This window comes from Arthrobacter sp. H20 (assembly GCF_000520515.1).
GTDB lineage: Bacteria > Actinomycetota > Actinomycetes > Actinomycetales > Micrococcaceae > Arthrobacter_D.
In genome coordinates, this window is record NZ_KI914727.1 from 51,771 (window position 1) to 53,607 (window position 1,837).

General features: G+C 65.1%; 2 protein-coding genes. One reads left to right on the forward strand and one right to left on the reverse strand.

The features are described 5' to 3' along the window. Window positions 1–1,023, reverse strand: a 1,023-nt coding sequence (locus tag Y703_RS18930) for an MGDG synthase family glycosyltransferase (protein ID WP_035764377.1), incomplete at its 3' end; no start/stop codon positions are given. Between the two features lie 106 nt (window positions 1,024–1,129). On the opposite strand from Y703_RS18930, the gene Y703_RS18935 reads away from it, so the two are divergent. After that, window positions 1,130–1,741, forward strand: coding sequence for an SAM-dependent methyltransferase (locus Y703_RS18935; protein ID WP_081743465.1), 612 nt, complete (start codon window positions 1,130–1,132; stop codon window positions 1,739–1,741). The last annotated feature ends 96 nt before the right edge of the window (window positions 1,742–1,837 follow it).

The following is a 1,837-nucleotide window of genomic DNA, read 5'->3' on the forward strand; positions in this document are numbered from 1 at the left end:
CACCTCGTCGATCTTCCAGCCGATCGTCGCAGCGGTGTTGCAGCGGACGGCTGCCCCCTGTTCCAAGAGGTAGTCGCCGTTGCGAACTTCCTGTCCCGGGATGGGGTTCACCAGCACCATGGGCAGCCCTGCAGCCATGCACTCCGATGATGACAGTCCACCCGGCTTGCCCACGAACAGGTCGGCTCGGCTCAGCAGCTGCGGCATCTCCTCAGTGAAGCCGAGCACGCGGTAGCGGTCGCCAGCGGGCGCCACCAGCTGCTCAATACGCTGTCGCAGCTCATCGTTGCGTCCGCAGACGATCGTGGCCGTGAAGGACGAGCGCATATGCATCGTCTGCCGCACCACCGAGACCGCATAGTCGCCGCCGGACGCGCCCGCCGAGATCAGCAGCATCGGGGGCTCGTTGGTATTGCGCGCTGGCGTGACATCGAGGTGTTTGGCGATCGGGATACCCGTGGCCGTGACGCGGTCGGGAGGAACGCCGAGCGCCATCAGCTCCACGCGCGCCTCCTCCCTGGCCACAAACAGCGAGTGGAACGCGCCCGGAAGCCACAGGCCCTGGAAGTCGTAGTCCGTGGTCACGACAGCGGTCCTCGCGTCAGTCACGCCGCGAAGGATCAGCGACGTCAAGAGCTGGGCTGGCAGGAAATGCGTGCATACAATCGCGGTCGGTCGGAATTGCTTGATCGCACCGATGACCGGAACAGCGTTCGCCCGTGTCCAAGGGTCGATTGGGCCGCGGCGCCGGAACGGCGGGTCGCTCATGTCATAACCCCAGTCAACCAGCCAGGGCAGGCCCTCGACCAGCACGAAGTAGCCTTTCCCCAGCAGTGCGCGGTAGAGCACGCTACTCACCTGCAGCACGTCCAAAACCTGTACCTCGGCGATGTCGGCGCGCCCGGCGCACTCCTGCTGCATCGCCGCCGCGGCGCTGTTGTGACCCGCTCCCACCCCTGCGGACAGGATCAGTACGCGTTCCCCTCCTTCGGTGTGGGACCCTCGTGCTGACGTCTGGCCCATGAAGAGAGGCTAGCAGGCTTCATCACCCTGAGGACGAGGGACCAACCGTGCTCAAGTCCGGCGATTGCTGGTTTACCGTGGCGCGATAGCGCGGTTCCTTACAGCGATGCCCAGTTCCACTGCCGAGACGCTATGGAGTCCTTGGCTGAACCTTCCGCTTACCGACACGGTCAGCGATCGGCTGCGCCTGATGCCCGGCGAGACGGGCGTCGACATCGGCTGCGGCTATGGCTCCACCGCAAGGCTGCTCGCGGTGACACACCGGGTCCGCGTTACCGGCTTCACGCTTTCCGCTGAGCAGGCCCACTACGCCGCCGCGCATCCCGTACCCGACGTAGACATCCACCTCAGGGACTGGCTCGTCAACGGGCTAACCGATGCTTCGGCCAATGCCGCATGGGCGATCGAGTCGAGCGAACATATGGTCGACAAGCCCAGGTTCTTCGCCGAGGCGCATCGCGTGCTGTCGCGCGGTGGCCGCTTTGTCGTCTGCGCTTGGCTCGCCAAGACTGATGCTGGCGATTGGAAGGTTCGCCACCTGCTCGAGCCGATCTGCCGCGAAGGGCGTCTGCCCTCGATGGGCACGCGCGAGGAGTATGAGGCGATGGCAATGGCGGCGGGCTTTGCGATCGCTGGCTATGAGGAAGTCAGCCGCCGCGTCGCGCCCACATGGCCGATCCGCGCCCGCCGACTTGTGAAGGCTGAGCTGCTGCGGTGATTTCGGACAGCGGATTTGGTGGTTTTCTCTACGCTGCCATGGCTGGCTGTTGGTAACTGTAGTGGACATCGTTGGGCCGGCGGTAATTGAGGGCTG

Bases quoted from the DNA above. Each gene is read 5' to 3' on its own strand.
- Y703_RS18935 (WP_081743465.1), top strand. From the start codon at position 1,130: ATGCCCAGTTCCACTGCCGAGACGCTATGGAGTCCTTGGCTGAACCTT.